Annotated in this window: 22 protein-coding genes and 1 tRNA gene; 10 read left to right on the forward strand and 13 right to left on the reverse strand. The window is 56.3% G+C overall.

Going from position 1 to position 23,403, the window contains the following annotated elements:
• Nucleotides 1–58 precede the first annotated feature (58 nt).
• Nucleotides 59–346, forward strand: a complete 288-nt coding sequence (locus tag ACXWTF_RS05530) for a hypothetical protein (RefSeq protein WP_461714008.1) — start codon at nucleotides 59–61, stop codon at nucleotides 344–346.
• Here the strand turns inward: ACXWTF_RS05530 and ACXWTF_RS05535 are convergent.
• The gene (locus ACXWTF_RS05535) at nucleotides 343–888 is read right to left on the reverse strand and encodes a macro domain-containing protein (RefSeq protein WP_461714009.1); all 546 of its coding nucleotides are present in this window, start codon (nucleotides 886–888) and stop codon (nucleotides 343–345) included. The genes ACXWTF_RS05530 and ACXWTF_RS05535 overlap by 4 nt on opposite strands.
• A 253-nt stretch (nucleotides 889–1,141) precedes the next feature.
• Between ACXWTF_RS05535 and ACXWTF_RS05540 the strand changes: the two genes are divergently transcribed.
• On the forward strand, nucleotides 1,142–2,698 hold the full coding sequence (locus ACXWTF_RS05540; RefSeq protein WP_461714010.1) for an EAL domain-containing protein: 1,557 nt from the start codon (nucleotides 1,142–1,144) through the stop codon (nucleotides 2,696–2,698).
• A complete protein-coding gene (locus ACXWTF_RS05545) occupies nucleotides 2,688–3,365 on the forward strand; it encodes a hypothetical protein (RefSeq protein ID WP_461714011.1) in 678 nt (225 codons plus the stop codon). Before ACXWTF_RS05540 ends, ACXWTF_RS05545 begins: the two co-directional genes overlap by 11 nt.
• On the opposite strand, the gene ACXWTF_RS05550 is transcribed toward ACXWTF_RS05545, so the two are convergent.
• Nucleotides 3,344–3,427: transfer RNA gene (locus ACXWTF_RS05550), tRNA-Leu, on the reverse strand. The two genes, ACXWTF_RS05545 and ACXWTF_RS05550, sit on opposite strands and share 22 nt — an antisense overlap.
• 118 nt (nucleotides 3,428–3,545) lie before the next feature.
• Here ACXWTF_RS05550 and ACXWTF_RS05555 point away from each other — a divergent pair.
• Complete coding sequence (locus tag ACXWTF_RS05555; protein ID WP_461714012.1) at nucleotides 3,546–5,768, forward strand: FtsK/SpoIIIE family DNA translocase; 2,223 nt, start codon at nucleotides 3,546–3,548, stop codon at nucleotides 5,766–5,768.
• 156 nt (nucleotides 5,769–5,924) lie between these two features.
• Nucleotides 5,925–8,477 carry a bifunctional aconitate hydratase 2/2-methylisocitrate dehydratase gene (acnB, locus tag ACXWTF_RS05560; protein ID WP_461714013.1) on the forward strand — a complete coding sequence of 851 codons (2,553 nt, stop codon included), beginning with the start codon at nucleotides 5,925–5,927 and terminating at the stop codon, nucleotides 8,475–8,477.
• Between the two features lie 140 nt (nucleotides 8,478–8,617).
• Here the strand turns inward: acnB and ACXWTF_RS05565 are convergent, their stop codons facing one another.
• Together ACXWTF_RS05565 and ACXWTF_RS05570 are read right to left on the reverse strand one after the other, a co-directional pair.
• The gene (locus ACXWTF_RS05565; RefSeq protein WP_461714014.1) at nucleotides 8,618–9,652 is read right to left on the reverse strand and encodes a DUF2235 domain-containing protein; all 1,035 of its coding nucleotides are present in this window, start codon (nucleotides 9,650–9,652) and stop codon (nucleotides 8,618–8,620) included.
• 1 nt (nucleotide 9,653) lies between these two features.
• Nucleotides 9,654–12,125, reverse strand: a complete 2,472-nt coding sequence (locus ACXWTF_RS05570; protein ID WP_461714015.1) for an EAL domain-containing protein — start codon at nucleotides 12,123–12,125, stop codon at nucleotides 9,654–9,656.
• Between the two features lie 105 nt (nucleotides 12,126–12,230).
• On the opposite strand from ACXWTF_RS05570, the gene ACXWTF_RS05575 reads away from it, so the two are divergent.
• Entirely contained in the window at nucleotides 12,231–12,572 is a 342-nt protein-coding gene (locus ACXWTF_RS05575) for a zinc ribbon domain-containing protein YjdM (RefSeq protein ID WP_461714016.1), read from the forward strand.
• Between the two features lie 61 nt (nucleotides 12,573–12,633).
• Here the strand turns inward: ACXWTF_RS05575 and ACXWTF_RS05580 are convergent, their stop codons facing one another.
• Both ACXWTF_RS05580 and ACXWTF_RS05585 read right to left on the reverse strand, forming a co-directional pair.
• Nucleotides 12,634–13,467: a transglutaminase domain-containing protein gene (locus ACXWTF_RS05580; RefSeq protein ID WP_461714017.1), complete on the reverse strand. Its 834-nt coding sequence runs from the start codon at nucleotides 13,465–13,467 to the stop codon at nucleotides 12,634–12,636.
• The gene (locus tag ACXWTF_RS05585) at nucleotides 13,464–13,694 is read right to left on the reverse strand and encodes a DUF350 domain-containing protein (RefSeq protein WP_231021020.1); all 231 of its coding nucleotides are present in this window, start codon (nucleotides 13,692–13,694) and stop codon (nucleotides 13,464–13,466) included. Before ACXWTF_RS05585 ends, ACXWTF_RS05580 begins: the two co-directional genes overlap by 4 nt.
• Nucleotides 13,695–13,904: 210 nt before the next feature.
• Between ACXWTF_RS05585 and ACXWTF_RS05590 the strand changes: the two genes are divergently transcribed.
• Nucleotides 13,905–14,852, forward strand: a complete 948-nt coding sequence (locus ACXWTF_RS05590; protein ID WP_461714018.1) for a hypothetical protein — start codon at nucleotides 13,905–13,907, stop codon at nucleotides 14,850–14,852.
• Between the two features lie 7 nt (nucleotides 14,853–14,859).
• On the opposite strand, the gene ACXWTF_RS05595 is transcribed toward ACXWTF_RS05590, so the two are convergent.
• The 5 genes from ACXWTF_RS05595 to ACXWTF_RS05615 all read right to left on the reverse strand — a co-directional run bounded on the left by ACXWTF_RS05595 (nucleotide 14,860) and on the right by ACXWTF_RS05615 (nucleotide 20,053).
• Nucleotides 14,860–16,014, reverse strand: coding sequence for a T6SS phospholipase effector Tle1-like catalytic domain-containing protein (locus ACXWTF_RS05595; protein ID WP_461714019.1), 1,155 nt, complete (start codon nucleotides 16,012–16,014; stop codon nucleotides 14,860–14,862).
• Between the two features lie 127 nt (nucleotides 16,015–16,141).
• Nucleotides 16,142–17,212, reverse strand: a complete 1,071-nt coding sequence (locus ACXWTF_RS05600; RefSeq protein ID WP_461714020.1) for an alkene reductase — start codon at nucleotides 17,210–17,212, stop codon at nucleotides 16,142–16,144.
• A gap of 96 nt (nucleotides 17,213–17,308) precedes the next feature.
• The gene (locus tag ACXWTF_RS05605) at nucleotides 17,309–18,226 is read right to left on the reverse strand and encodes a DUF3137 domain-containing protein (protein WP_461714021.1); all 918 of its coding nucleotides are present in this window, start codon (nucleotides 18,224–18,226) and stop codon (nucleotides 17,309–17,311) included.
• A 67-nt stretch (nucleotides 18,227–18,293) separates the two neighbouring features.
• Nucleotides 18,294–19,490: an amidohydrolase family protein gene (locus ACXWTF_RS05610; RefSeq protein ID WP_461714022.1), complete on the reverse strand. Its 1,197-nt coding sequence runs from the start codon at nucleotides 19,488–19,490 to the stop codon at nucleotides 18,294–18,296.
• Between the two features lie 152 nt (nucleotides 19,491–19,642).
• The gene (locus ACXWTF_RS05615; RefSeq protein ID WP_461714023.1) at nucleotides 19,643–20,053 is read right to left on the reverse strand and encodes a DUF3617 domain-containing protein; all 411 of its coding nucleotides are present in this window, start codon (nucleotides 20,051–20,053) and stop codon (nucleotides 19,643–19,645) included.
• A gap of 185 nt (nucleotides 20,054–20,238) precedes the next feature.
• On the opposite strand from ACXWTF_RS05615, the gene ACXWTF_RS05620 reads away from it, so the two are divergent.
• Nucleotides 20,239–21,294 carry a hypothetical protein gene (locus ACXWTF_RS05620; protein ID WP_461714024.1) on the forward strand — a complete coding sequence of 352 codons (1,056 nt, stop codon included), beginning with the start codon at nucleotides 20,239–20,241 and terminating at the stop codon, nucleotides 21,292–21,294.
• A 27-nt stretch (nucleotides 21,295–21,321) separates the two neighbouring features.
• On the opposite strand, the gene ACXWTF_RS05625 is transcribed toward ACXWTF_RS05620, so the two are convergent.
• A complete protein-coding gene (locus tag ACXWTF_RS05625; RefSeq protein WP_461714025.1) occupies nucleotides 21,322–21,624 on the reverse strand; it encodes a monooxygenase in 303 nt (100 codons plus the stop codon).
• A gap of 84 nt (nucleotides 21,625–21,708) precedes the next feature.
• On the opposite strand from ACXWTF_RS05625, the gene ACXWTF_RS05630 reads away from it, so the two are divergent.
• Entirely contained in the window at nucleotides 21,709–22,146 is a 438-nt protein-coding gene (locus ACXWTF_RS05630; protein WP_461714026.1) for a MarR family winged helix-turn-helix transcriptional regulator, read from the forward strand.
• A 90-nt stretch (nucleotides 22,147–22,236) separates the two neighbouring features.
• Complete coding sequence (locus ACXWTF_RS05635) at nucleotides 22,237–22,584, forward strand: TraR/DksA family transcriptional regulator (RefSeq protein ID WP_461714027.1); 348 nt, start codon at nucleotides 22,237–22,239, stop codon at nucleotides 22,582–22,584.
• A 17-nt stretch (nucleotides 22,585–22,601) separates the two neighbouring features.
• Here the strand turns inward: ACXWTF_RS05635 and ACXWTF_RS05640 are convergent, their stop codons facing one another.
• A complete protein-coding gene (locus tag ACXWTF_RS05640) occupies nucleotides 22,602–23,297 on the reverse strand; it encodes a CDGSH iron-sulfur domain-containing protein (RefSeq protein WP_461714028.1) in 696 nt (231 codons plus the stop codon).
• Between the last annotated feature and the right edge of the window lie 106 nt (nucleotides 23,298–23,403).

Below are 23,403 nucleotides of genomic sequence, written 5' to 3' on the forward strand. Positions count from 1 at the left end.
GCCGCCGGGCGAAATGTGTTACAATGGTTTCAAGCGACTTGAATCAAAGGAGTAACGGATGTCAAAATCGATGGTTGAGATTAAAACGCTAAAACTGGCGCATACGCAAAACGGCACGATCAGTATTGCGCACATCGAGGAGCCTTACGGCAAACACAGCAGTCCGGTGGTCAGCATCGCCATTGCGTTGGAAGGTGCATCCAGCGACTGGAAGGTCCATCTCCCCTACGAAAATATCGATGAGGTGATCAAAGGGCTCCAGGAGGCGAAAGCAGCCAACGACGGGATGCCGCATCACGACAAACACACCGATGACCTTAATGCCGACACCGGGGGCGGGGCTTAGGCCCGCTCCTCCCCGAAGAGAGTGCGCATGAGGGTACCGTCGCCTTCGGAGTGCGCATACAGTAATACCTCACACTCATAACCGACGTCACGTCTGAAAAAATCACGATAGATCTCCAGCACACGCCTCTTGTCCAGTCCGCCGACCCCCGTGCCCATCAGCGGCAGCGCCAGGGAAACGCTCCTGCCGTGCAGCGCGGCAAAGGCCGCCAGGGCGGTGTGAATATTACGGAGGATGGTCTCGATCTCCTCAAGCCGCGGCAGGGCCTCCGCCGCACCGGGGTTGTAATCCATCACGGCGGCATGCAGCACGCTGCCGAAACGTTCGCAGCCGCCGGTGGCGACGACATCCCCCTTCTGCAGCCTTCCCGTTTCCCTCAACGCGCGGGTCATGGCGCTTTGCAGACCCGGACCGCAGGCGCGGGCAAAAGCGCCCGAAACACCGGAACCAAGCTGTAAAACGGTATTGGACGGATTGACGATAAAGTCCGATGCCGGTGCGTCCAGGAGGTTTCCTGTTTTGATCGTTAGATGATAGGCCATAAACACATTGTAGCATCATCCGCATGGGGGAGGGGAGGGAGCCGATACTAGCAGCATTCACGGCCAGGCGCGCCAGGCCTTCGGAGATAAATCTTATTATAAATGTAGTAACTTTAACAAATTACTACAAGATCCTTGACACGAAAGTAGTAATTGTGCTAGCATGAAGGATTGTGTGAAACCGTCATTGCTGTGATGACGGTGCCAAAAAGGCCCATGCGGCCATAGCGAGGATGACTGGACGGAGGGCGCGATGCCGATTCGGACACTTCAGGATAAACACTACAAAGGGATCAGTGAACTCTACCGCAAATCCGACGGGAGGGTGACGGGTTACTACGTTACCTACCGCGATGCGGAGGGGAAGCCGGTCAAGCGAAGGGTCAGTGCCGATAACAAGGACGAGGCGCTTCGCAAACTGGTCGACATCAAAGAAGAAGTGGACCGATTGAAACAGGAGAAGGCGATGAGCGCGCTCCCCCCAACCTCTGAACACCCGGGCACGACACCTAAGGCGGCAACGGACAATGTCACGCATGAAGTGCACTCGATGCATGACTGCCAGAAACGGATCTCAGCCTATGAGGGCAACGCCGTTGTCATGCTCATCGACATTGTCGCTTTCGACGACATCCGCATCCTCTACGGATATGAGAACGCCGAGCGGATGGTGGCGGAGCTTGAAACACTGGTGCGCGCGACACTGGGCCGCCTAAAAGAGGACGTCCATCTTTCCGCCCCCGGTTCCGCACCGTTCGATTTCGATCTCTACCATCTCTACGCCGACCGGCTCTGTCTTTTTGTCAAAAACGACTTTTCGCACCGCCTGCTGGATTTCATCGCCGAAAAACTCCACGCCTGTGTGTCGGAATACGCTTTTCATGTCGTCCAGGGGAACAGCATCCATATCAATGTCTCGATCGGTGCGAGCAAAGCCGACGGTGCCGTCAGCCTGATGTTCGCGGAAAAGGGGCTGCAGGAGGCGAAAAGGCTGCACAACAGCTACATCTTCTATGACAGCGGCTCCGTCGAGCGTAATACCCATTTTTCCAATAAGACCTATGAACTGCTGCAGGAGAACATCGAGCACAACAGTGTGACGCCCTATCTGCAGGGGATCTTCCGTAACGGCGAACTGACGAAACCGGAGAAGTTTGAAAGCCTGATGCGCTTGGTGGACCGGCAGGGACGGGTACTGTCGCCGGCGGCCTTCCTGGAGAAGTCCAAAGAGTACCGCCTCTATACCCAGCTGATGCTCCAGATGATCGACAAGGTGTTTGACGTGCTGGCGCACTACGACATCGCGGTGACGCTGAACCTCTCTTACGTCGATATCAACAACGTGCTTTTACGGGAGCGTCTGCTGGAGCGGCTGTCAAAAACGAAGCGCGGCGGCCGGCTGACGGTTGAAATCCTCGAGAGCGACCAGATCCGCGACCTGGAGATTGTCAACGAGTTCATTTTCAGGCTGAAAAAGCGCGGTGTGCTGATCGCTATCGATGATTTCGGCAGCGGATTTTCGAATTATGACAACCTGCTGAACCTCGAAATCGATTACGTGAAACTCGACGGATCGCTGGTCTCGAAGATCCATGACCGTAAACACCGCATTATCCTCGGCAATATGGTCAACATCTGCCACGAATTGGGGATCGAGACCGTGGCGGAGTATATCAGCGACATCGGAGTGCTGCGCATGGCACAGAGCATCGGCATCGACTATTTCCAGGGGTATCACCTCCATAAGCCGCAGCAGTGGGATGAGGCGCTGCAGAGCTTTGGTTACACGGAGGCGGCCTATGCATCATGACGACAAACATCTGTCGGAGATCACGGACAGGACGATGCGCCGGCTGATGAACGAAGCGGTCGTCCTGCCTTCGACATACCGGGAGACCTTTATGGAAGAGGAGCAAAAAAGCCTCGAAGCGTCCCGCGAGGCGGGGGGCGGGGATGCCGTGCACCGTGAGATCGATCTGCTGCGCGGCCACCTCTTTTCCGATGACATCACCCCGGCGAAGAACCGCCTCTGGCTATACAAACAGAAGCTCAATGCGCGCCAGGGCTTTGTGGACGAGGGGTGTCTCGTGAGCCTCCGCATCCCCGATTACGAGACGATCGTTGACGCGTACGACACGGTCATCGGCAACCGGGTGCAGATGCTGGTCTGCAGCTACGTGATCGAGTACCTGAAAATGCAGCGCGTCAATTTCGAGATTGCCCGTTACGCCGGAGGGGATTTTCTGCTGTTTATCCATGGGATGGAAGAAGCCGACGTCGACCTCCTGCTGGCCAACATGCAAAACGGGGCGGCATCCCATACGTTCAAGCACCGCAGCAGAGTCTTCGGGCTGACGTTCGATGTGGTCTGCATCCGCTATATCGAAAACGAACCGTTTGCGTCCGTCATGGATCAATTGGAAGAAAAAAGGTTTGAGAAAAGGGTTGAAGAGGGTGGTACCGCCGGCCGGACTTGAACCGGCACGTCCGAAGACAACGGATTTTGAATCCGTCGTGTCTACCATTCCACCACGGCGGCTGACGCAGAGCCGAATTGTAATGGATGCATCCTTAAAATAGGCCCGAAGCCATCCCAATGGGCGGCCAAAGCACTTTTTGTTATAATCCCTAACATTACTTGACAATGAGGATCGTATTTGCGGCAGGCACTTTTTATTACTGTTTTGGCCATCTTGGTATACGCGGGGATCTCGACGATCATTGCGGATGCGGCCGTCATCGGGACGATCGGGGAGATTATCGCCAAGGCGAACCGGGCGCTCTTCGGCTACGTCGCTTTCGTCTACCTTTTCGTCCTGCTCTACCCGCTGTATGCCTACTACAGAGACAGTGAGATCAATGTCGAGCGCACCGAGAAGATCCTGGCGGGGATCCTCCTTTTTTTCTCCCTGCTGATCCTGCAGGCGCTGGTGACGGAGGGGGCACTGCGCGGTGCCCTGGGCGCCGGGTTCGTCGATTTTCTCGAACCCTATATCGGGGCGTTCGGCCTCTGGGTCTTCTGGGTGATGACGGTCACGATCGCCGCCGTGATCCTGGTCGATGCCGAGAAGTTCCCCTCCATGCCGAAACCGAAACTCCCTTTTTCATTCAGTAAAGATGAGGCGGAGGATGCGGAGCCGTTGCCGGAAACGACCCCGGCCGGAAAACGTGCCGCCGTGACGGAACAGCCGGGTCTCTTTGACGACGATCCCTTCGATACCCCCGCGTACAAGCGGATGAACCTGCCCCTGGAAGCGGACGACGCGGCCATCCGGCTGGTGCCGAAGGCGCAGCAGGAAGCCCCTTTTGAGGAAGAAGAACCGGAGGCCGCACCGGAAACGGCAGCTGCCGCGAAAGAGGGGACCATTCTTGCAAAGGCCGAGGGGGTTCGGCAGAAAAAGAGTGCGCTGATCGTCGAGGAGCTCGATGAAAACAAGAAGCTGCTCGATCAGATCGAAAAAGGGACGTCGGAAAAACCGAAGAACTTCAAACTCCCCTCGCTGGACTTTTTTCAAAAGCCGCCGAAGCAGGGAAACAGCATTGATGAGCGCGAGCTCGACGACAAGATCCGCGACCTGATCGAGAAACTGGCGCAGTTCAAGATCGACGGGGACGTTATCCGCACCTACGCGGGCCCGGTTGTCTCGACCTTTGAGTTCAAACCGGCCGCACACATCAAGGTCTCGAAGATCATGAACCTTCAAGACGACCTTGCCATGGCCCTGCGCGCCGAGACGATCCGCATCCAGGCGCCGATTCCGGGCAAGGACGTTGTCGGTATCGAGATCCCGAACCACACCGTCGAGACGATCTACCTGCGCGAGATCTTCGAGAGCAAACTCTTCAAAGAGGCGAAATCGCCGCTCACGATCGCCCTGGGCAAGGACATCGTCGGCAAGCCTTTTATCACGGACCTGAAAAAGCTGCCCCACCTCCTCATTGCCGGGACAACGGGCTCGGGTAAATCGGTGGGGATCAACGCGATGATCCTCAGCCTGCTCTACAAGAACTCCCCCGACCAGCTGCGGCTGCTGATGATCGACCCGAAGATGCTGGAGTTCTCCATCTATAACGATATCCCGCACCTGCTCACCCCGGTCATCACCAAGGCCAAACAGGCGATCGCCGCGCTGAACAACATGGTCGGGGAGATGGAGCGCCGCTACCAGCTGATGAGCGAGTCACGCACGAAGAACATCGAGAACTATAACGAGAAGATGAAGCGCGAAGGCGGACAGCCCTTCCCCTACATCGTCGTGATCATCGACGAACTCGCCGACCTGATGATGACCTCGGGCAAGGACGTGGAGTACTCCATCGCCCGCCTGGCGCAGATGGCGCGGGCGTCGGGGATCCACCTGATTGTTGCGACCCAGCGCCCCTCCGTGGATGTCGTCACGGGGCTCATCAAGGCGAACCTGCCGTCGCGCATCAGCTACCGCGTCGGCCAGCGTGTCGACAGCAAGATCATCCTCGATGCCCAGGGGGCGGAGTCGCTGCTGGGCCGGGGCGACATGCTCTTCACACCCCCGGGCGCGACGGGGCTTATCCGTCTGCATGCACCCTGGAGTACCGAGGAGGAGATCGACCATGTCGTCGAGTTCCTCAAATCCCAGCGCGCGCCGCAGTACGATGAATCCTTCCTCGCCGAGAGCGGCGGCAACGGCGGCACAGGCGAGGAGGGGACTATAGAGGATATGGACGAGCTCTACGAGGAGGCGAAAGAGATCGTCCTCGCCGACCGCAAGACCTCCATCAGCTACCTGCAGCGCAAACTCCAGATCGGTTACAACCGTGCCGCGCGCATCATCGAACAGATGGAACAGCGCGGGCTGCTGTCACCTCCCAACGCAAAAGGGAACCGCGATATCATCGGTTAAAGGGAGGCTTACCCAAGCCTTGCCTGCCGCAGTGTTTCAAAACTAAACACAATGGTAACAAAATCGCAAAAATAGGTTACATTTCGTAACACTGGAAACCTACTTGATTCTTTCCTTCGCTATAATCTCTCGAAATCTTATTTACAGGATAAAACGATGGCATTTATGGACGAATATAAAGCGCATGTAGCAGAGCGCGAAGCTCTGGGCGTACCTCCACTTCCTCTGTCTGCGGCGCAGACGGCTGACCTGATCGAAATGATCAAGGCAGGCGAAGGCGATATGGCCGAAAATATCGATCTTCTGAAAAACCGTGTTTCTCCGGGTGTTGACGACGCTGCCTACGTCAAAGCGGCATTCCTCAATGATGTCGCACAGGAAAATGTGAGCGTTGCGGCAATCACAGCGGAAGCGGCAGTCGAAATGCTCGGCATGATGCTGGGCGGCTACAACGTCAAGCCGATGATCGATGCCCTCTCATCTTCCAACGCTGCCGTCGTTGATGCGGCGGTCAAAGCACTGAGCCATACGCTGCTCGTCTACGACGCGTTCAACGATGTTGAAGAGCTGCACAAGGGCGGTAACGCCGCTGCGACGAAGGTGCTTGAGTCCTGGGCGAACGCAGAGTGGTTCACGTCCAAAGCCGATCTGCCTGAAAAAATCACCGTCACCGTCTTCAAGGTTCCGGGTGAGACCAATACGGATGACCTCTCCCCGGCGTCCGAAGCCTTTACACGTTCCGATATCCCGCTGCATGCAAACTCCATGCTCACCGCGAAGATGGACGATCCGATGGGTACGATCAAAGCCCTCAAAGAGAAGGGCCACCCGGTTGCCTACGTCGGCGACGTCGTCGGTACAGGGTCTTCCCGTAAATCCGGTATCAACTCCGTACAGTGGCACATGGGTGAGGATATCCCGGGCGTTCCGAACAAGCGCACCGGCGGTGTCGTCATCGGCGGTATCATCGCACCGATCTTCTTCGCGACCTCCGAAGACTCTGGCGCACTCCCGCTCGAGATGGACGTGACACAGATGGAAACCGGCGATGTCGTCGACATCTATCCGTTCGAAGGCAAAGCTGAGAAGAACGGCGAAGTCATCGCGACCTTCGGCCTGCGCCCGAACACGATCACGGACGAAGTCCGCGCCGGCGGCCGTATTCCGCTGATCATCGGCCGCGGTCTGACCAAGAAAGCGCGCGAAGTTCTCGGCATGGGCGAGATCGAGCTCTTCCTGAAGCCGGAGCAGCCGGCCGATACGGGCAAAGGCTATACCCTGGCACAGAAAATGGTCGGTAAAGCGTGCGGCCTCGAGGGCGTCCGCCCGGGCATGTACGTCGAGCCGGTCATGACGACCGTCGGTTCCCAGGATACGACAGGACCGATGACGCGCGACGAGATCAAAGAGCTGGCGGCGCTGGGCTTCAACGCCGACTTCGTTCTGCAGTCTTTCTGTCACACGGCGGCCTATCCGAAGCCTTCTGACATCAAGATGTACCACACGCTGCCGGACTTCATCTCCAACCGTTCCGGTGTCGCACTGCGCCCGGGCGACGGTGTTATCCACTCCTGGCTCAACCGCATGTGTCTGCCGGACACGGTCGGTACGGGTGCGGACTCGCACACACGTTTCCCGATCGGTATCTCCTTCCCGGGCGGTTCGGGTATCGTTGCATTCGCAGGCGTTACCGGCTCCATGCCGCTGACAATGCCGGAATCCGTACTGGTCCGCTTCAAAGGCGAACTGCAGCCGGGCGTCACGCTGCGTGACCTCGTCAACGCGATCCCGTACGTGGCGATCAAAGCGGGCGACCTGACGGTTGAGAAGAAGGGCAAGAAGAACATCTTCGCCGGCCGTATCCTCGAGATCGAAGGGCTGCCGGATCTGAAAGTCGAGCAGGCGTTCGAGCTTTCCGATGCCTCTGCAGAGCGTTCTGCCGCGGCGTGTACGGTTCACCTCAACCAGGAGCCGGTCATCGAGTACATCAAATCCAACATCGTTCTGCTCCAGAGCATGATCGATGCGGGCTACCAGGATGCTCGCACCCTGGCGCGCCGCAAAGAGAAGATGGAAGAGTGGCTTAAAAACCCGGAACTGATGGAAGCGGACAAAGATGCCGAGTACGCAGCGGTTTACGAGATCGACCTGAACGAAATCACAGAGCCGATCCTGGCGTGCCCGAACGATCCGGACGACGTTGCAACGCTCTCCGAGATCCTTGCAGACGCAAACCGCCCGCATAACATCGACGAGGTCTTCGTCGGTTCGTGTATGACCAACATCGGTCACTACCGTGCACTGGGTGAAGTCCTCAAGGGCGAAGGTCAGGTGCCGGCACGTCTGTGGGTTGTTCCGCCGACCCGTATGGATGAGCAGCAGCTCCAGGAAGAGGGCTACTACGCGATGTACGGTGCCGCAGGCGCACGTACGGAGATCCCGGGCTGTTCTCTCTGTATGGGTAACCAGGCGCGTGTCGCGGATAACGCGGTCGTCTTCTCGACCTCTACGCGTAACTTCGACAACCGTATGGGTAAAGGCGCACAGGTCTACCTCGGTTCCGCGGAACTGGCAGCCGTCTGTGCGATGCTCGGACGCCTCCCGACAAAAGAGGAGTACCTCGAGATCGTACCGAAGAAGATCGCCGGCAAAGAGGCCGACATCTACAAGTACCTCAACTTCAATCTGCTCGAAGAGTTCGCGCTCTAAGCAGACCTCCCCGTTGCGGGGAACCCCACTTTTTTTCTCCGAACTTTCCCTTTTTATCCCTTTACACTGGAAACAACCCGGCCGCTGCCGTCCCCTGCATCAGCCTCTTATTCTGCATACACCGTGAAGTCGAGGCGGGCTTACTGCTCTTTGGCGGGCCACTGCTCCCATGGTTCAACGTCATAGTCCATTTTGAGGATCCACGGATGATAGGCCGTTGGGTTTTTCGCATGACGTTCGAGGACGCTGGCGTGGACGAGGGGTTTGCCGCGGGTCGAAGTGTCCCAATGGCGCTGTGCGCGGCGGTAGAGGCGGGTCAGCCATGTGCCGCGGGAGTCGTGCATCTTTCCCTGGGCATCTTCATGGGGATCGACGGTATGTTTCGGATAGATCAGCAGCCCGTGGTTGATCGCCTGCCGGGTGAGCCAGACGAGGGGGATGTCGGAGAGATCCTGTTCCGCATAACCGCCGCCGACGTCGGTATGCATCCCGCTGAACCAGACCTGTTTCACGGTCTGCCACTCCTTGACCTGTCGCTCCCACAGCACCGGGTGGAAGGTTTTGCGTTCGTCGTCGATGGCCAGGGCGTGGTAGGCGTGTTTGATCGTTTCGCTGAGCCTGAAGTTGTGGAAACGGTGGCGGAACCCCGGAATGCCGTCGAGCAGGACGCTGAAGCTCTTGATGGGAAGGCCGAGCGCGGCGACGGTGTCGTAGCAGCCGATAAACTCCACCTTGGTCCACATGTTGTGATGATCTTTTAAAAAGGCGGCGGCTTTCGTTTTGCGTTTCTCCTCATCCTCGATCATATAGATATCATAGGCTTTGGCGATCAGTTCGGGGCGGGATTTCGGCAGGATGCCGAAGTAGTGCAGGAAGCCCGAGAGGCTGCGGACCGTCGCCGCGCCGCGGCTGAAACCGAACAGGAAGATCTTGTCCCCGGCTTCATAATGCTCAAACAGAAAACGGTAGCACTGCCGGATGTTGCGGGAGATGCCGAAACCGCCGACGTTCCCCGTCAGACGGTGGACCCCCGTACCGAGCCCCGGGTCGTAAAAGGCGATCTGCCGCGGGGTACGGTCTTCGATCATGTTGAAGAGTTTGTAGATATTGGTGTTGTTGCCCTGGCCGCCCTCCTGGCCGGTCCCGTCGGAGAAAATTACAATATTTTTAGCCATGTTATCCCTTTGTGATCTGTTCGCGTACGAAATATTTGGCGACCAGTGCCCCGGCCGTCAACGGTTTGTCGAAATAGTAGCCCTGGAAAATGTCACACTGCATTTGATTGAGCAGCTCGACCTGCCGTGCGTTCTCGACGCCTTCGATCACCACCTTCATCCCCAGTGCATGGCCGAGTGCCGTCATGGTTTTGACGATGACGGCCGTTTTCGGGTTGAACTCGATTTCGTCGATAAAGCTCTTGTCGATTTTGATGGTATTGACCTTGAAAGATTGAAGGTAGGTGAACGTCGAGTAGCCCGTGCCGAAGTCGTCAATGGCGATCTTGATCCCCGCATCGCACAGTGCTTTGATTTTCTGGATATTGTCGGTGGAGCTTTCGACGATGATCCGTTCGGTCAGTTCAAGCTCCAGCAGGTCCGGACTGAGGTTGTATTCGCTGAAGAGATCGAGGAGGTCGCGGATGAAATAGGGGTCGTTGATATCGACGGCCGTGACATTGACGGCGGCATAGATCCTGTCCCACCCCATCCGTTTCCACTGTTTGAGCGCTTTGCAGGACTCTTCCAGAACCCACCTTGTGATACGCTGGATCAACCCGTTCTGCTCGGCAATGCCGATGAAGACATCCGGTGTCAGAATGCCGCGCTGGGGGTGACGCCAGCGGATCAGGACCTCTACCCCCGCCAGGGTGCCGTCCGCGGCGTTGACTTTTGGCTGAAAGAGCAGGAAAAACTCGTTGTTCTCCAGGGCCTCGAAAAGATCGTTGTGGAGTTTCAGGCGCTCGACGGCCATGTTGTCCAGGATCGGATTGAAAAAGTAGAATCGGTTCTTTCCAAGCTCCTTGGCCTTGTGCAGCGCCGAATCGCTGTTCTTGATGAGCGTGTCGTAATCCTCCCCGTCGTTGGGGTAGAGGGCGATACCGACGCTGGCCGTAATATGGACGATCCGGTTATCGAGGGTAAAAGGTTTGCGTATCTGTACCAGTATCTGGTCGGCAACATGCGTCAGCGACACCGTCGATTGGATCCGTTCGAGAATAATGAGAAACTCGTCCTGCCCCATACGCAAAATGGTATCGTAGCGGCGCACGTGGGCCTTCAGCCTGGAACTGAGGAGCATCAGAAGTTCGTCGCCGATTCTGTGCGTCATGGAGTCATTGATGTTCTTGAAATCATCGATGTCGATCAGAAGCACGGCAAAGGGGAGTTTGTCTTTTTTCGCATAGTGCATGGCCGACGCGAAAATCCGCTGCAGCGAGTGGCGGTTGCCCATCCCCGTTAGCTGGTCGATGTAAAGCAGCGACTGCAGCTGGTCGCCCAGGGCGTAGGAGAGTACGACGATCTTGAGCAGCACACCGATCTGCTGCGAATGCAGGATGATCCAGGTGGAGGGGATCAATCCGAATTTATGGAGTGCCAGCATGGTAGAACCGGCGAAGAAGAGGCTCCAGGCACCAAGATAGAAGCGGGCTCGTCTTTTGTTGTATTTCAGGATGACGATCGAAGCCGAGAGCAGCACAACCGGCGAAACGGCCGCCAGGAGGGTCGTGATCTTGACGGTGAGGTAATAGAGATCGAAAAAGCTCATGATCATGGGAAGGAGGTTGATCAGAATAATGACGTTCAGGACCGAATGCAGCCGGGGCGTATAGAGGGCCGTTTCGAGAAAACGCTGACCGAACAGGATCGCGGCCCAGATCGTGAGGTTGACAAAGAAGGGGACCCCGGCGTTATAGAACCAGGGGTAATCGGGAACAAGCAGCAGCGGCGTGAAACCGTCAAAGGAGAGCTGCATCATCGTATAGAAGACGATAAAACCGACGTAATAGAGGTAGATGACTTTCTTGAAAATCAGGAAAAAGATAAAGTTGTAGAGAGAGAGGATAATGAGAATGCCGTAGAAAATACCGTAATAGAGGTAGCTTTTCAGGTCGGTGTCCTGCAGCGCTTCCGGGTCGTTCAGGGTAATGGGAAGGTCGATCGCCGATTCGGAACGGATTTTCCATACCAAAGAGGTCTCCGTCCCGGGCACCAGCGTGATCGGAAAACGAAAGTCCAGGCTTGAGATAGGACGCGAGGCAACGGGGCGCATGTCACCGCTGGGAAAGTAGGCGAGGATCTTTCCGTTCTCAATGATATAAAGGTCGACATAATCGAGCAGCGGGTTCGCCAGTGCGACAACCCATGCGTTTTCCGTCACGGAGGTATTCCTGACCGTGGAACGCAGCCAGATGGTGTCTTCGGTATAGCCGAAGGGGAGCTGTGTCTTGCCGACCGTATTGCACAGCTGCGGGACGCTGTCGTCGAGGAACATGTCGATCGTCATGGTATGGAGATGGTCCATACACAGCAGTACGGAGGAGGTGAGATCATAGTGTTTGCCACTGGACTTGACGTCCGTGACGGTTTCGGCTGAGAGCGGATAAAAGAAGATAAAAATCAGAACAAAAATATGAAAAAACGTTCGCATGGGTTCATTATACTCCATGGGCATGTTATTTGTGTTAATGATGCCAAAAATGATTTTGAGCTTGTTTGGCGAACTGGTACAATTAGCATTTTGAAAAGGATGAAAATGGAACAATTGCCAAAATGCCCCCAGTGCGGCAGCGAATACACCTATGAGGACGGCGAGCTTTACGTCTGCCCGGAGTGTGCCCACGAGTGGTCGAAAGATGCTGCCGCAGGCGAAGAAGAGGCGTCCGTCGTACGTGATGCCAATGGCAACATTCTGCAAGACGGCGATACGGTCACGGTCATCAAAGACCTGAAGGTCAAGGGCGCTTCTTCCGACATCAAGGTCGGTACCAAGGTCAAGAACATCAAACTGAACCCGGACAGCGACCATAATATCGACTGCAAGATCCCCGGCGTCGGTGCGATGGGACTCAAATCCGAGTTCGTCAAAAAAGTCTAACTCCCTGCAGTACAGCCGGCGGCACCCGCCGGTTACCCCCTCTCTTTATTGACCTGAGAAGCTAATCTTTCCGAGGCCGAAAGTGCGCTGTTTTTACCCATTGGCCGCCCGTGTAGTTTGTCGTCAGCGGCGATCCGTAGTTGTACCAGATGTCGCGGGCGTTGAACATCCCCCTCGGATGGTAGTTCGGCAGGGCCGAGGCCAGGGGGAAGCTGCTTTTGACCCGCTTGGCCGTCGCTTCGAGCAGGTAGGTCTTCCCCGCTTCGAAGACAACGACCCAGGCGTGTCCCTCGTTTTTGTAGGTTCCGAAAACGACGCGGGCATCATAGCCGATACCGCAAAGCCAGTCGGCGAGCAGGATGGCATGGTCTTCACAATCGCCGCGTCCGCTGAGGTAGGCTTCTTCGGAACTGAGCCAGATCTCGGTATACCCTTTAAACTGCTCTTCGTCACGCATGTAACGCATATGCCTTGAAACATGGTGCATCGCGTTCCATTTCGAATCGCCCCTGAAGGGGATGAAGTGTTTGAAAAAACCGTTGGCATAGTAGGCTTTGAGATCGCGTCCGTAGGCGAAGTAGGCAACGGGTTTTTGGTTGAGGCGCTGTGAGCCGGAACCCTTGCCGCGCGATGTGTTGGCCGGACGGTCCAGCCAGGCGGGGATTCGGGCGCTCCGTTTCCCCGGCAGCGAAAGCAGCTGCATCTCGCCCGCTCTGGGACCCGGGTTGCGACGAGGGAAGGTTTGTTCCGGGGCCGTGACGGTTGTCGGAGGCGGAACCGGCAGGGACGCTTCGTCGTGCCGCTGCTTGAGCGCCGTGATGAGGAAAAGGGGGACATAGATCAAAATCAGCACCCGCAGCAGGGTGAAAAAATGCGCTTTGAACCGTTTGATCATGTCATCGAAGAGGCGACGATGATGGCGATGAAGATAAGAATGGTCGAGGCGAAGATGGCGGCGGCAACGTTGCCTTTCTTGATCTCCTCTTCGAGGGCGATCGATTTGAGCAGCTTGCTGTCGATGTATTTGAGGGCGATAACGGCAATAACGAGCACGGCGACCGTATAGACGAGATTGACAGAGAGGTTGATCAGGGTGGAGATAAAAAAGTCGCTTTCGGGCACGGGCGTTTCCTTCGAAAAAAATGATAGGGTAGTGTATCGCAGCTTTACTTTTCAAATAAAGTGACGGTTCATAGCAATAATATTGGATAGTGTGAAAACAGTATAAACGGCAACGTAGAAGGGCTTATGCCGTGACAATATTTTGATAAATTGTGGCAACAATAAGCCGCTTTGAATTAGAATCAACTACTGTCATGAAGAAAGGACACTATGCAACTGCTGATCGTATTGCTGGGCGCGCTGCTCGGTTTCACTTACGGCTATAACACCGACGGGTTTATCTTCAGTTCGAATATCTGTCTTTTTGCGGGACTGACGATGATCATGCCTTCGCTCTTCAAGGTGAAGCTGATGGACGTCAAACTGCTCTGGCACCACCGCCTGGTCGTTATCAAAAGCCTCTTTCTCAACTTTGTACTGTTGCCGATCTTCGCCGTCATTATCGGCCTGCTGAGCCACGACTACGGCATCGCCGCCGGGTTATTTCTGCTGTCGGTCCTGAGCGGCGGCGGGATGGTGATGTACTGGATCAAAAAATCCGGCGGCGATACGTCGCTGGGCTTTCTCATCCTCTTTATCAACCTGCTGCTGATCTCGCTGTCGTTTTTGATGCTGCACCTCTTCGGCGTCTACACCGAGGGCTATTTCGACACCCTCTACACCGACGATAATAACAACATGGAGAGCTATGCGCGGCTGGTTATCGAACTGCTCATCGTCATCCCGTTTATCGCGAGCCGTTTCGTGGTGCTGTTCAAACCGCTGGAGAAGTTCATTGAGACCTACCGCCCTTACATCAGCAACATCAGTATGTTCATCATCCTCTTCTACCTCTTTGGTCTCCAGAGCACGCAGAACCTCGTCGATCTGTACGATTTCGAACCCGAACTGATCGTGATTGCATTGGTTGCCGTTATCGTCTTTTACGTTCTGGACCTGCTGTGCGCCTGGTTCCTCTTCAACATGGACTCCCCCCAGGAGCGTGCGGCTTTCTGGCACAGCGTGACGCGCTATATTACGCTGGCACTGGTCCTCTCCACCTTCTCCATGAAGGCGTTCGGCGTCTCGATGCTGCTGCCGATCATGATCGCCTATATGATCCAGATCCCCTTTGCGATCCTCACCGACCGGAAGCTGGTCGAGAAGGAGAAGGCTTAGTCCGTCGTTAACCGGCTTTCTTGGGATCGTTGAAATAGACCCGTCTTTTGCCGCCGGGGTTTTTGAGGTTGGTGATCCAGTCGCTCGTTGAGAGCGCATAGCGGTCACCGACGGCGGAAAAGTGCATGTAGCGCTTGTCGGGAGCAGCGGGGGCCTCAAAGAGGCTGTGACCGGCGGCCGTCTCTCCCAGGAGCTCCAGTCCTGCCAGCGCGGGAATATGCTCCATAGCTTTCGAATACATCAGCTGCAGGGCACTGTTACTGAGACCATAGGCGACCGGTGCGTGTTCGATGAAACAGGCATCCAGGGCCCAGTCGGAGAGTGCGGGGAGCTGGGTGAGCGTATAGAGAAGTTCATACCCTTTCCCCTCGGCTTCTTTCCGCAAGGCATTGACCTGCTGTTCTGCCTGTCCCTTTTTGTGTTTCGGATAGACCCTGTAAAACTCCGAATCCTTCACGAGGACATCCTGGCGGTCGTCAAGCTCTCCGTATCCGCCGCCGATATCGGCATGTACCCCCATCAGGGCGATCTCTTCCGTATTGGCTTCCGTCGTACCGTCGGCGCGCTTGAGTGACTCCAGCGGGAAGTTGTGGCGGTGTTCGTCTTCGGCGGTCAGATGAACGATCTTTTGGGCCGAGTCATTCGAGAGGTCAAGGTCAAAACCGATATTAAGGTCATTGGCCAGCCCTATTGTCGCCACCGTATCGAAAAGGCCGACAAATCCGACGCGTACATTTGCATCGTGTTTGTGGGCGGCATTGACGCGGTTGACGAAGTCCCGCGCCTCGGCGGAGCCCCGGCTGAAACCGAAGACATCGATGATGACGTCGTCACCGCCGTTTTGCCGCACAGCCGAACGGACCTTTTTGAGTTTGCGTTTGACGAAGCTTTTGGCATCACCCCCGAAGGCCATATGGAGGGCATCGTAATAGTCGTTTTTGGCCTTTTTGCGCTGCCATATCGCTTCGACGGCCTTGGCTGAGAGGGTTTTCCCCTGTTTGTATTTTCCCGTGCCGACCCCCTGGGAATAGAAGGCAGTGTAGCCGCTGGCACGGTAGACTTTGTAGAGTTTGGCGACGTTGCTCAGCGATCCGTCACCGATGAGGTCGTCGTTGTAAAGATTGTTGCCCGTGCCGTCAAAAAATACGCCAAGCCGCAGCATCGCCACTCCTTGTGGAAAACTCTTTAGAACACCATAAAATATTTTACATTTAAGATTGCTTCACGGAAGATCGGCGACGGCACGGAGCGCCGCCGGGAGGGAAAAGAGGGGGCGTGGCTCTGGTGCGTTATGCCAGCGTCGGGTAGTCCAGGTAGCCCTTGTCATCCTGGGTGTAGAAGGTGCCCGGGTCCGGTTCGTTCAGCGGTGCATCGGCCTTGAAGCGTTCCGGCAGGTCGGGGTTGGCGATGTAGAGCTGCCCGTAAGCGACGGCGTCGGCGAGGCCGTCGGCGATCGCGGCATTCCCCCGGGCTTTGTCATAACCGCCGCAGGTGATAAGCACCCCCTGGTAGGCATCGCGCAGGGCGGCGAGTTCGACGACGTTCGCCCCGTGACGGATATCGCCTTCCAGGGCATCGACAATATGCACATACGCAAGCTGATACTCGCTCAGGCGGTTGAGCACGTAGGTAAAAAGCGTCTGGGGATCGGAATCGCTCATATCGTTGAAGGTCCCGCTGGGGGAGAGCCGTACGCCCGTACGGTCGGCGCCGATGGCGGCGCTGACGCCTTCAATGATTTCGAGCAGAAAGCGGGTGCGGTTTTCGACGGAACCACCGTAGGCGTCTTCACGTTTGTTCGTGCCGTCGCGCAGGAACTGATCGATGAGGTAGCCGTTGGCACCGTGGATCTCCACGCCGTCACACCCTGCGGCAATGGCGTTTTTCGCCCCGGCGACAAACTGGGCGACGATCTCCGGGATCTCCGTTGTCTCCAGGGGGCGCGGGGTGACAAACGCCTGCATCCCCTCGAAGGTGTAGGTCTCTCCTGCCGGTTTGACCGCCGAAGGGGCAAGGGGAAGCTCTCCGCCCAGGAATGAGGGGTGGGAGATGCGGCCCACGTGCCACAGCTGCATATAGATCTTCCCGCCTTTTGCATGCACGGCCTGCGTCACCTGTCTCCACGACTCCGTCTGCTCCGGCGTATAGATGCCCGGCGTCGCGGGGTAGCCGATTCCCATCGGGGAGACCATGGTCGCTTCGCTGATGATCAGCCCGGCGGAGGTCCGCTGTGCATAGTAGTCGGCCATCATGGCGTTGGCCCGGTGATCTTCCACGCTGCGGCAGCGGGTCAGCGGCGCCATGACAATGCGGTTTTGAAGGGTGATGCTCCCGACGTTCAGCGGCGAAAAGAGATCCATTGTAGTGCTCCTGTGTGGTGATGGCCCATTATTTCATGGCGGGCGTAACAACTCTATTAAAATCCGGCGGCAATTCGGGCTATTAAAGATGCACCACTAGAGACGGTGGTGATGATGGATCGCCTTGACAGCCTCACGTGCGAAATTGAGTGCATTGATGCTGTAGGTCAGATCGTTGAAGGTCCATGAAAAAGGCTGAAAAAACCCGCCGTTGAGCACAGCGATATAGATAGTGTCCCCGACGAAAGCGATGCGGGGAAAAACGCGGTACTTCTTGATAAGCGCTTCGAGCTTTTCCATCACGGTATGCGAGAGCAGAAAGTTGGCCTCGATTGGATCGTTTCCGTGGACGACATACTCTTTTTCAAAGCCGCTGCTGTCAAGGCGTATTCTTTCGAGTCCGCGGTACATCCGCTTTGGCTGCAGCCCGTGACCGAGAAAACCGAGGTGCTTTTCCGCCAGGTCGAAGGAGACGATCGTTGTTCCCGACACGGGCCTGCGGGCCGCTGTCACGACGAACAGGCCGCCGAGTACCGGAATCTTCTCCCCTTTTTCGTGATGTTCGAGCATGACATGCGACATGCTGACCGGGAGGCCGTCATCGTCATAGGCAAGCAGGTTGTTGGCTTCATAGGTCTTGGCCGGGAAATCAGCTACGAGTTTCGACGCGAGGATGTCCTGGTAGGCGATACCCCTGTAGGGGTTGTATTTCAGCCCGGGGTCGATCGCGCGGAGCAGTGGGGCGGCGACAAGACGCTGAAAGCTCTTAAGGGTCCGTCGGCTTCTTCCCGGTTTCCGCCTGGTAGCAAGGATGCTGTATATCAGCACGAAAAAGAGCGTCACGAGGAGGGCGATCTTGGGTTTACCCGTGAGGAGCAAGAGAGCTGTCACCGCAAAAAGGGTGGTAAAGAGGGCGGCTTTGAGCGTGCCATTGACAGGTATCGTCTGTTCGGGTGGAATGTTGGGCTGGATCTCCTGTTTGAAGACGCGTTCCAGTTCTGCCAGTGTCTTCAAACAGGTTGTCCTTTAGGGCTATCCCAATTAAGATAGAAGCTTCAAGGATTATACCAAAGGGCGGAACCTATTGCCGCAGTACTCTTCCTTCGCCGATGACGACGCGGGGGATGGCGCCGAGCATCATCGGTTCTTTGTCCCACAGCAGCAGCGAGGCCCATTTGCCGGGCGCAATGGTGCCCAGCTCCGCATCCATCTCGATGGCACGGGCATTTTCGAGGGAGAGCAGGTTGATCGCTTCGGTTGCATCGAGCCCGGCGATCATGAAGTACTGCGATGCATCGCGGAGGGTGTGCGCGTGGATGACCGGGTGGTCGCTCATGACCGCCATCGGCATTTTCGCCTCCACCAGTTCGGAGACGTTTTTATACGATGCGTGTTTGAGCTCGGTTTTATAGCCGACACTCCCCAGCGGTCCGAAGACGACGGGGATGCCGGCGGCATCGAGGGCTTCGAAAATATGGCGGTGGTGGATGTCCATGCAGTGCTCCGCGCTGGCGCGCAGTCCGTACTTTTTAACCAGCTCGATCAGGTAGAGCGCATCGTCCTCTTTGTGGACATGGATCTTGACAAGCTTGTCGCCTTGCAACAGGTCCAGCAGCGCGTGCTCCGTCGCCGTAAAAGCGGCATGATAGTCCGCCTCGATCTGTTCGCGTTTGAGGGCCAGGAGCTCTCCCTTAACGCTTTCGTCCAGCTCCAGCAGGGCGATGTCTCTGGCGGTGCGGGCTTTTTTCTCCCGTAAAAGCAGGGTGTCAAAGCGTTCTTCGAGCAGGGCGTTGACCCCCATGCGGGTATTGGGACGGGTCCCTTTCCACTGCCGCGTCGAGGTCGGGTTGTAGCCCAGGGCCATCTTGTAGCCCAGGTGTTTGACGAGCGCGTTGTCGACATTGCCGGCAAAGTGACGGATCACCGTCGTTTTCCCGCCGACGACATTGCCGCTGCCGGGAACGATACAGCTGTAGAGTACGCCGAAATCGATGGCATGGGAGAAGGCCGGGTCATCCATGTAGATGCTCTGCAGCGGTTCGTTCAGGGGCTGGATCTGGTCGCTGATGTCATTGCCTTCGGCCTCGGAGGAGGGCTCGCCCTCCCGGAACATCCCGATATGCGAGTGCGGGTCGACAAAGGCGGGGGTGACGATCCCTTCATAATCGTACCGTTCTGCCGTCTCCGTCACGGCGGTGATGCGTTCACCCTCGATATGGACATAGCAGGCTTCCCGGCGCGTGCGGCCGTCATAGAGGATGTTGGCTTTGATGATCACGGTTGACTCCTTTTGACACGATATGCAAGCGGCGTGCACGCAGCAGCGTACTTGGGAACGGTCGCGTCTTAATCATCGTATAAAAAGCGGGAGGAGTGTGTAGCGTGTGAAGTGTCAGGCGCTCCCGCGGGGGGAGGCAGAAAAGGAAGGTTTTATTCGCAGGGGCCGAGGTATTTGCCCGTCATCGTTGTCGTCATGGTCATGGCACCCATGCCCGTATCGGTGTGCATGTTCATTTTTCCCTGGAAGCTCTCACCCGTATAGGTGATGGAGCCGTCCCCTTTGGAGTGTTGGCATTCGTAGCGCCAGGACACGGTATCGCCGTCAACCTTCTGGTCCATGACCTTACAGCCGTCATTGTCATTCTTCTGCATCGGAACGCGGTCCTGCGCGCTCAGGCACTGTTCGAACGTTGTCGCCGGGATCTGCATCGCCATCCCCTGCATCTCGGTTTTGCTGGTGATGGACCATTTCCCCTCTTTGAAGTCCGGTCCTGCCGGTTCTGAAGAGCAGGCGCTGAAGAGGAATCCGGAACAGATTAAAGCGGTAAGTACCGATCGCATATAACATCCTTGTGCATTAATTTGAGGGCCATTGTAATATATTATTGTGATATTCGCAAACCACACGCACTACGGTGTGTCGATGTGTAATGTTGTTAAGCTTACTTGCGTTAGGGTTACTCTATACAGACAGGTCGGTGCGGCGTCGTACCTTCCTGTCAATGAACGTCAATAAAAGGATTCCTATGCTGAAAATGAAATGGGCGCTGATGGCGATGATGCTGCTGGCGGTCGCCAATACGGCCGGGGCAGCCGGAAATGAGAATGGCGGATTGTTCCATAAAAAAGTCCAGTTGTACAACGGAAAGGGCAGCGATCCGTATACGGTGTTTTACCCCATCGAGGTTACGGAACCGGGACGGGTGACGTTTGAGATCAAGGTGACGAATTACACGCATGAGCAGGTCGATCAGAAAAAAAGACGCTCCCCCTTCCGCTGGTACTTTGTCGATTCGCGTTTCCTCAACGGCAAACAGCCGATGAAAAAGAGCACCTTCCAGGAGTGGGCACAGAAAGCGAACAAGTACAACCCGGTCGAGTATATCGCCGGCGATGAGATCCGCGGAGTCTACAGAAGCCTCAAAAGCCTCTCCGATTCCATCTTCGGCAAGAAGAAAAAGAAAAAGCTTCCGGCCTATTACCGCCGCGGCAATGCCCATGTCACGCTTGCCGACGGCCGTTCGACGCCACCGCACTACGACATTGACCAGATGGAGCTGATGGAGACGCAGGGGATGTACTTCATTGTCCTGGATAACTACGACAGGCAGCTGGCGCCGGAGTTCGAGGTGAAGATCTCCTATCCCGGGAAACAGCAGTATGTCGACGAGGCCCTGCAGCCCAAACCGATGGATCTCGGCATCCTGCAGATGGGGCAGCGCAAGGGGAGCGGAAAACTCTACGTGACGCTTCAGAACTTCGGAGAGGGCACCATTCCCGACGGGGTGTATGCGCGTAAAGGCAAGAGTGCGCTGTCACTGATGCTGACGGTTGACGGCAAATCGTGGGGTGGTGTGACGCTGGCCGGTCTCGACAAGCGCAAACGGCTGGCGAAACCCGGAGGCAAGGTGACGTACACCTTCGAGAATCTGACACTCAAGGACGGCATGAAGATCACCGCCGCGTTGAATATGCCGCGTTTCGAAGATACCAACCGCCGCAATAACCGCATGAACACGACGGCCAGCGTCAAAAAAGAGTTCAAACCGGCGACGCAGTTGCGCCCGGTGCAGGCCCAGTAGGCCGCAGAGAGAAGGAGCGGCTGCGCTTTAGAGCGGTGCGCGGTCTATTTTGCTCAGGACATCATTGCTTTGGAAGATGACGGAGCGGATGTTCTGAATGCCGAACGAGGTCAGGCGCGCCTCGTGTTTTTCAAGATAGCGCCGGGCATCGGCTTCGTTGTCGAAGAGGTAGATCCCCCCGGCAATTTTTTCGGCTTCGGACTCGGTCCAGATCTTCCAGACCAGTCCCTCCTCCTGGGCGATATCTTCCGCGAGAAGGCGCATCGCTTGGCTCATCTCCTCCCCGAACGGTCCCTCGTACGGAAAATCGACTTGAAGAATAAAGTTCATGGTACTCCCTTGTGATTGTTGAAGCCTGCTGACAGGTGGACGGAAGTATAATCAACCCATCAATTTTTGTCAACTAGGTTTACAATGTCCTTCTGTTTCAGCGCACTTCAATCCAGCACCATCTTCAACCGCATCATCCTCAGGGCCGTTCAGGACGAAGGTTTCACGGAGCTGACCCCCGCACTGCTCGGCATCTTCGCGCATCTGTCTGAAAGTGACGGGATGAGCGTCAGTGCACTGGCCGCGGCGCAGGGCAGCACACGCCAGGCGGCGCACAAGCATGTAGTAAAACTGGCGTTATCAGGGTACATCGAACTGCAGACGCGTCCGGGCAACCGCAAAGAAAAAGTCGTCGCGCTGACGCCGCGGGGTAAAGCGCTGGTCAAAGTGGCTTTGAAAGTGATCGCCGATACCGAGGCGGAAATGGCCCGGTTCCTGGGGCGGGATGCTTTCAAACAGTACCTGCAGAACCAGGAGGCACTCTTACATTTTCTGGCGGGATTGGAAGCAGGACAACAATAGACTTGCCCCCAGGCTCCCAAATTGGTTCTCACCTTTAAACATTCTTTTACATTGCGGCCAATAAGATAGTGACATAGAGGAGAAGAGAACATGAAAAAGAAGCAGATGGAAGCTTTTGAAACAAAGCTGCTGGAGATGAAAGCAGAGTTGGAATCGAGCATCGTACGCCTCTTGGAGGAGAACGATGCCGTGACGACGACGGATGACGGTGTCGATATGCAGGATGAGGTCGCACTGGAGAACGAGAGCCGGCATGAAACGGCCCTGATAGGGCAACAGCGGCATGAACTCGAAGAAGTCGAGCATGCCCTGGCAAAGATCAAAAACGGGACCTACGGCATCTGCGAGGCGAGCGGGGACAAGATCCCCGTGGAGCGTTTGGAAGCGATCCCCCACGCCCGCTACTGTATCAAGGAGCAGCGCGAAGCGGAACAGTAGCCTTCACAAATAGCAGGCTACTCCTTCCCGTCTGCGTTGAAGTGCGACAGCAGGTGCCTGGCATCGCAAAAGGGCTTGTTCTTCGAGATGCCGCAGCGGCAGAGGGTCACGCGGTTTCTCACCTCGTAAGGGGTCCCGTCCGCACTGATAATGGGAATGCCGCCGCGCACCCAGATGGGGCCGCTGCATCGCATTGCCGGATCTTCGATCAGGACGATGGAGGGTTCGAACTGCGGTTCGATCGCTTTGCCCGTCTTTTTGTCCCACGCCACGAGCCGTCCGGCCGGGCAGTCCCAGACTTCCTGGAGGAAGACCGCTTTTATCTCGGGGTCATCAGACATTTTGACCTGGTTCCAGACACCCCCGTGGGGATCGCAGAAGCGGGCGAGGGCACAGAAACATTTGGCATCGGTCAGGAACATATCCGGGCCCTCGTACCGCTTGGAAAGTTCCGCGATGGGCAGACGCGCAGCGGTCTCCGTACCATTAAACCCCTCCTTCGCATGCGACCCGTCGCAGAAGGGGTGGCGCTTTGATTTGCCGCAACGGCAGAGGGAGTAGACCGCCTGCTGCGGGTACTGCTTGCCCTCGATCCATTTGACCGCTTCACCCTCACTGTTGACACCGATGGTCTGCACGGAGAGCGGGACACTCCCTTTGACGATATAGGGACCGTTTTGAACGATGGTAATGCTCTGTTCTGTTTGCGTCATGCTATGCCTTCTCCAGACACTTTAGCATATTTTGAAGAGTGCCGCTGCCATATATGGAAGAATAAACGGGTTCATAAGGTGCAAAGCGGTGTGTCCGCTTCCCCGG

This window comes from Thiomicrolovo sp. ZZH C-3 (assembly GCF_054862725.1).

Bases quoted from the DNA above. Each gene is read 5' to 3' on its own strand.
- ACXWTF_RS05530 (WP_461714008.1), top strand. From the start codon at position 59: ATGTCAAAATCGATGGTTGAGATTAAAACGCTAAAACTGGCGCATACG.
- ACXWTF_RS05535 (WP_461714009.1), bottom strand. From the start codon at position 888: ATGGCCTATCATCTAACGATCAAAACAGGAAACCTCCTGGACGCACCG.
- ACXWTF_RS05540 (WP_461714010.1), top strand. From the start codon at position 1,142: ATGCCGATTCGGACACTTCAGGATAAACACTACAAAGGGATCAGTGAA.
- ACXWTF_RS05545 (WP_461714011.1), top strand. From the start codon at position 2,688: ATGCATCATGACGACAAACATCTGTCGGAGATCACGGACAGGACGATG.
- acnB (WP_461714013.1), top strand. From the start codon at position 5,925: ATGGCATTTATGGACGAATATAAAGCGCATGTAGCAGAGCGCGAAGCT.
- ACXWTF_RS05565 (WP_461714014.1), bottom strand. From the start codon at position 9,652: ATGGCTAAAAATATTGTAATTTTCTCCGACGGGACCGGCCAGGAGGGC.
- ACXWTF_RS05570 (WP_461714015.1), bottom strand. From the start codon at position 12,125: ATGCGAACGTTTTTTCATATTTTTGTTCTGATTTTTATCTTCTTTTAT.
- ACXWTF_RS05575 (WP_461714016.1), top strand. From the start codon at position 12,231: ATGGAACAATTGCCAAAATGCCCCCAGTGCGGCAGCGAATACACCTAT.
- ACXWTF_RS05580 (WP_461714017.1), bottom strand. From the start codon at position 13,467: ATGATCAAACGGTTCAAAGCGCATTTTTTCACCCTGCTGCGGGTGCTG.
- ACXWTF_RS05590 (WP_461714018.1), top strand. From the start codon at position 13,905: ATGCAACTGCTGATCGTATTGCTGGGCGCGCTGCTCGGTTTCACTTAC.
- ACXWTF_RS05595 (WP_461714019.1), bottom strand. From the start codon at position 16,014: ATGCTGCGGCTTGGCGTATTTTTTGACGGCACGGGCAACAATCTTTAC.
- ACXWTF_RS05600 (WP_461714020.1), bottom strand. From the start codon at position 17,212: ATGGATCTCTTTTCGCCGCTGAACGTCGGGAGCATCACCCTTCAAAAC.
- ACXWTF_RS05615 (WP_461714023.1), bottom strand. From the start codon at position 20,053: ATGCGATCGGTACTTACCGCTTTAATCTGTTCCGGATTCCTCTTCAGC.
- ACXWTF_RS05620 (WP_461714024.1), top strand. From the start codon at position 20,239: ATGCTGAAAATGAAATGGGCGCTGATGGCGATGATGCTGCTGGCGGTC.
- ACXWTF_RS05625 (WP_461714025.1), bottom strand. From the start codon at position 21,624: ATGAACTTTATTCTTCAAGTCGATTTTCCGTACGAGGGACCGTTCGGG.
- ACXWTF_RS05630 (WP_461714026.1), top strand. From the start codon at position 21,709: ATGTCCTTCTGTTTCAGCGCACTTCAATCCAGCACCATCTTCAACCGC.
- ACXWTF_RS05635 (WP_461714027.1), top strand. From the start codon at position 22,237: ATGAAAAAGAAGCAGATGGAAGCTTTTGAAACAAAGCTGCTGGAGATG.
- ACXWTF_RS05640 (WP_461714028.1), bottom strand. From the start codon at position 23,297: ATGACGCAAACAGAACAGAGCATTACCATCGTTCAAAACGGTCCCTAT.